Genomic DNA, 5,317 nt, shown 5'->3' with positions numbered 1-5,317 from the left:
TGTCACTGCTGAGGATGTGCGATCGCTCTACCGTAAAATTGGTCAGCCTTTTGAACGAGTTTGGAAAGCAACTTTTATCCAACCCAATACCAATAATACTTCTCCGGCTTCCTAATTTCACAGATTATATTTATCGTCGGCCATACCTTTACAGTAAAAGCAATCAGAAATAGCCAAATCCGCTTTACCCACCGCGACCAGAAGTTTGGCTAATGATTGTCAGCTAATCTAGAAACTCTTATGGGGTAAGAGGCGTTTCCAATTCACATTAGGCGTAAATTAAATTTATTAAAAACTTAACCATAAGTATTACGTATACTATTAAGCCACTCTCGATCTAAATTTAGTTTCATAACACGAGGTTGACTCTCCAGAGTTACTATTAATTGAATTTGCGACATAAAATCATTTTTCAAATCGTGAGCGGGTGTTAATGACAAAATACTTTCCTCGGCATAAAGCTCAAATAATTTTATAGGTAAGTCAAAAGAAAAAATTTTCTTGCCATTCTTATCATAGAAATACCATCCTTCGTTATCATCCTGAATAATGTGAACTGTATCTTGCTGTTACAACTTATGAATTGATATTTCCCTAAATTAACCCTGCTCTATTATAAGTTTTAAAATTGGTTGACCTAATCTGCTGTTTCTTACAGCACTTCCGCCTGCTATGAGGTACGCACACAGTCTCAAAAGTTAGGATAGGAAAGGGATATAGGTAAAATTGTGTTTCCTAATAGCCGGAAGTGCTGTAAACTGAACTGCATAGGTTGGATCGACTTGGGGTAGCTACCTCTGAGTGATAAATTTTTAAGGTCTTATTTAGAATTCCTGGAAAAGTGCGCTATTTAACACGCTAATACAAAACATCTTGCTCCTGATTGCAGCAATGTTCATACGGTATTGAGCCGAGATTTGAGTAATTTTCTGCAAGATGGTCTGGAGCCTATCTTGCCTTTAATCAAGCTTTAAAGGAACGCTATGAAACTACTGAACGATCCTCAGATGATTTGCGGACGATTTCAGGACGGTAGACTGAATAACCTGGTTATAGAACAGCAAAGGAACATCTGCTTTTATTCATTACTTTGCTGCTCCTTGTATTTTTCCCATGATGCGGCAACCGTAATAACCAGTATCCAACATAGTTAGTTAACCCAGGAGAACTAAAATGGCTCAATATCGAAACAATTTGCCTCAATTATCGAGCGATTTATTCATCACGGATGGTGGCATTGAAACCACCCTCATCTTTCTTGAAGGATTGAATTTACCAGACTTTGCAGCATTTGATTTGTTGAAGAATGACACAGGCTATCAAGCACTTCAGGAATACTTCCGAACCTATGCTGCCCTTGCCAGGAACTATCAGGTAGGGCTGATTTTAGAGAGCGCAACTTGGCGGGCAAACCCAGACTGGGGGACTAAATTGGGGTACTCTAGCACGGCTTTAGCAGAGATGAACCACAAGGCGATCGCCCTTTTGCATACCATTCGTCAGGAATACGAAACTGACCAGACTCCGATGGTAATTAGTGGATGTGTAGGACCCCGTGGTGATGGCTATATTCCCGCTAATGCCATGACAGCAAATGAAGCAGCTGACTATCACCGCCCCCAAATAGAAGTATTTCACAATGCCGATGCTGATTTAGTGACGGCAATTACCATGAACTATGTGGAAGAGGCGATCGGAATTACTTGTGCTGCTCAGTTAATAGGAATGCCTGTGGTGATTTCTTTTACAGTGGAAACAGATGGTAATTTGCCCACTGGTCAGACATTGAAGGATGCGATCGCCCAAGTTGATGCTGCAACAAATCAAGGGTCTGTTTACTATATGCTCAACTGTGCTCATCCTACCCACTTTGCACAAGTGCTGTTACCTAACGAACCTTGGCTGGAAAGAATTCGTGGCATTAGAGCCAATGCATCCACCAAAAGTCATGCCCAACTGAATGAGTCAGAAACGCTAGATGCTGGCAATCCAGAAGATTTGGGTAATCACTATCAAGCGCTCAAAGGTAAGTTAAAGAATTTGAATGTTTTGGGAGGTTGCTGTGGCACAGATCATCGCCATATCGAAGCCATTTGTAAAGCTTGCTTGCCATTATTTTGGACTCATCTCTCATCTCAAATGAGATTAGAAAAGGTCTAATTATGATGTTGCCATCCATACTAAATTTCAAAATATTTTGGCTGGAGATACAAGTGGTTATGATTGTATGCATTCGTACATCCCAATACCGGAGAAAGTTATTGGTGGATTCTTCCTTACGTTAATACGGAATTATCTGTTAAACTGAAACCTTATGAATAAAGAGCAATTAGAAGAGTATTGGCAAGTATACTTAGTATCGGTTCCAAATGCTTTATCTAATATCGAAGGCTATGAGGCAGAGCAATTTGGTGATAACCCTGCTCTGGCAGATGAACTCGGAAAGTTAATTCTAAAAGGGGTTAAAACTGCAACTTGTTCAGCTTTATGGGAATGGGAAGCAGAGGGAAGAGAAATCCCTAAAGTGGGATTAAAAACAATTGTACTTGATGGTAATGACAACCCACTTTGCATTATCGAAACTATAGAAGTAGAAATTCAAGCATTTAATGAAGTGGATACACAGTTTGCCTTTGAAGAGGGTGAGGATGATCGATCCCTAGAATCTTGGCAGACGCAACATTGGAAGTACTTCTGGCGAGTGTTACCTAAGATTGGTAAGCAGCCGACTTCTGAGATGCTTTTAGTTTGTGAGCGATTTAGGGTTGTGTATAAATAGTACTTATACCAATTCAAAAAATGTTTGCGACAGATAAGGCATTTAGGATGAAGTCATAACCAGTCAAAGAAGCAGCAATTTTAGGAGTCAGTTCAGCAAGAAGTTGAGCAACTTTGGTTCGCAGATGCTCCAGGTTATCAAATAACTCCCATTTCAGGTCTTGCTTGAGATGTTCCCAGACGCGCTCTATCGGGTTAAGTTCAGGAGAATGGGCTGGCTGGAACAACAGAACGATATTCTCTGGAATTTGTAAACGTTTAGCTTTATGAAACAAGCCGTTATCAACTTGTAGAATGTTGAGTGAGTTGGGATAACAGGCAGCGAATTCGTTTAAAAATTGCTGATAGCATTCAGTATCGACATGAGAAAACTGCCAAAATAAACTTTCACCTGTGAGCGGTTCGACTGCTCCGTATAGCCAAAACGCTTTAAACTGCCATTGCCACTCACTAATAGGCTTAACTCCAGGAAGAGTAATCTTACGCCCTTCAATGGTTTTAAGCCCAAATCGACTTTCATCTTGTACGAAATAACGGATATTCTCGTACTGGGGTAACATGATGGCGCTGTATTGAGCAATTAATTGCAAGTCGTCACCGAGGTTTTTTTAAAAGCCTCTAATTTTTCCAAATCCTGCTTTTGGCTACGCGGACGCGGAACTTTAAGCTTGGCTTTGAGCCTGTAACGCGTCAAGTAATGTACAGTTGCATATTCTGCTTGCACCCCTAACACAGTATCTAACTAATGTTGAATCTGGGTGTAACGTTGAAATCCACCTTCAGGCTGTTCGAGTTGCTTTTTCAGGCTCGACACTGCCCAATTTGGTATTATACGTGTTCGACCTGGACTTGTTCCAAACTCCACAACCGCCTCAATTCCTCTATTTCGATAAGCTGCCAACCACCTTTGAACCGTGCCCCGATGCCTTCCTAGAGTTTTCGCGATCGCACATACATTCAACTGTTGGGCTTTAATCAGATACAGTGCTTGTACACGTTCTTTGAGTCGAGCATTTTTCTGCTGGCGTACTAACGCCTCCAGTTCCTCCACACTTTCTTTGATTTCAATATGTGTTATGCCTGCCATCACATACCCTAAATTGCTAACTTTCTTACATTTACCATCTGTCGCATTCTTTTTTCAAATTGGTATAACTTCCTAAAACTTTTCAAACATCCTCTTAACTTGGTACGCTAATAATTATTGTGACTGGCAAGGCGATCACTAAACCAAGTGTACCTCTACGAATAAGAGTATGATATGCAAGACAAAATTATTGAGCGCATTCTTGCTGCTGCTGATACTCCAGAACTGCTTGATATATTAACGAATCTGCTGAGTTTGTCAGACTTACAATCTCTTCTACTTGAAGTTTATCGCCGACGTGCAGCCTCCCTCACACCTAGCGATATTTTAAAGCAGTATGAAAACAATCGCTTTGTAGTGCCGTCGCAAATAAATCCCCAACAACAACTTGAATTTGACAGCCTTGCTTATTCCGTTCTTCCACCAGGGTTTGAGATACTAGAACTTTCACCAGTTTCTCCACTGGGGACACACTCAGTCGTAGCAACAGTTAACCAAAACAAGGTTCTGTCCACTATTCGTAATACTGAAGTAACTGCGGACGCAACAAATGTTCTGGCTTTAGAGTGTGCAAAGCGCAGACGCGCTGCTAGATATACACGCGCCCATAAAATCATCAAATTGTGTGCCAGTCATCGTGTGTTACGCACCCAGCAAGTAAATGGGCCAAATTTATTTCAGCATTTTCGGTTACTCGGTCTTTGTACAGCTGGACGTGATACAGGTTCTTATCGTTTTGAGATTAATGCCCTCATAGAACATTTGGAATTTTATTTCCAGCTATTTGAAGCAGCTAACCATAGTGAGTTTGCGATTGCAGATGTGCGTGTATCGTTAACCGCTTTTGATAAAATTCGCTACGATGCGCTGCAAGCTAATGTATTCGAAAAACTCGCCGCCCAATATCCACAAGTCACCTTTACATTTGATCAGGAACGTGAAATCGGTCGTGGTTATTATGATAGTGCTGGATTCCATGTTTATGGTCGTAACTCATCAGGAACAGAATATTTTCTTGTAGATGGTGGGTTTACCGATTGGACTCAACAATTACTGAATAATAAAAAAGAGCGGTTGCTGATTAGTGGGATTGGAAGTGAAAGGTTTATGATGTGCTTTAGATAACATTGTTGGTTGTGTTGAAAGTTGTATTAAGTGCAATCGCAATTTGTTTAATGTGTCAGGGCTTGCGTCTTCAAATTCCAGCGTCACCCCGCAACGCTCATCAATCGTTAGGGTACTGAGCAATTCTTTAACAAGGTTTCCCCCAAACTCAAACACAAGGGTGTGTTTCTCAACAATACGAGTAGCCAAGAGGTTACGTGATTTGTCACAAAATTGCTCCTCAAACCTAGCCCTTAGTTTTTTTTGCTGTCACCTCTATCTCAATCCGCATTCTCGGATCTGAAAGCCCTGCAACAATCATGGTTGCTGCTGGTCTAACATCTCCTA

The 5,317-nt window shown here is 41.0% G+C and carries 5 protein-coding genes; 3 read left to right on the top strand and 2 right to left on the bottom strand.

What is annotated here, in order from left to right:
* Nucleotides 1–1,173: 1,173 nt before the first annotated feature.
* Together H6G96_RS39995 and H6G96_RS39990 are read left to right on the top strand one after the other, a co-directional pair.
* Nucleotides 1,174–2,160 carry a homocysteine S-methyltransferase family protein gene (locus H6G96_RS39995; RefSeq protein ID WP_190920116.1) on the top strand — a complete coding sequence of 329 codons (987 nt, stop codon included), beginning with the start codon at nt 1,174–1,176 and terminating at the stop codon, nt 2,158–2,160.
* 154 nt (nt 2,161–2,314) lie between these two features.
* Nucleotides 2,315–2,779 (top strand): ASCH domain-containing protein, encoded by a 465-nt coding sequence (locus tag H6G96_RS39990; RefSeq protein WP_190920114.1) that lies wholly within the window; start codon nt 2,315–2,317, stop codon nt 2,777–2,779.
* Between the two features lie 13 nt (nt 2,780–2,792).
* Here H6G96_RS39990 and H6G96_RS40900 read toward each other — a convergent pair whose 3' ends face one another.
* Together H6G96_RS40900 and H6G96_RS40895 are read right to left on the bottom strand one after the other, a co-directional pair.
* A complete protein-coding gene (locus H6G96_RS40900; RefSeq protein WP_199339891.1) occupies nt 2,793–3,368 on the bottom strand; it encodes an IS630 family transposase in 576 nt (191 codons plus the stop codon).
* Nucleotides 3,369–3,520: 152 nt separating this feature from the next.
* Nucleotides 3,521–3,865 (bottom strand): helix-turn-helix domain-containing protein, encoded by a 345-nt coding sequence (locus H6G96_RS40895; protein WP_199339890.1) that lies wholly within the window; start codon nt 3,863–3,865, stop codon nt 3,521–3,523.
* Nucleotides 3,866–4,039: 174 nt separating this feature from the next.
* Between H6G96_RS40895 and H6G96_RS39980 the strand changes: the two genes are divergently transcribed.
* Complete coding sequence (locus H6G96_RS39980) at nt 4,040–4,990, top strand: hypothetical protein (protein WP_190920112.1); 951 nt, start codon at nt 4,040–4,042, stop codon at nt 4,988–4,990.
* Nucleotides 4,991–5,317 lie beyond the last annotated feature (327 nt).

The organism is Nostoc sp. FACHB-892, from assembly GCF_014698795.1.
Lineage (GTDB): Bacteria > Cyanobacteriota > Cyanobacteriia > Cyanobacteriales > Nostocaceae > Nostoc.
The sequence above is the reverse complement of the archived record's forward strand: the minus strand, read 5'-3'. Positions and strand labels throughout refer to the sequence as shown.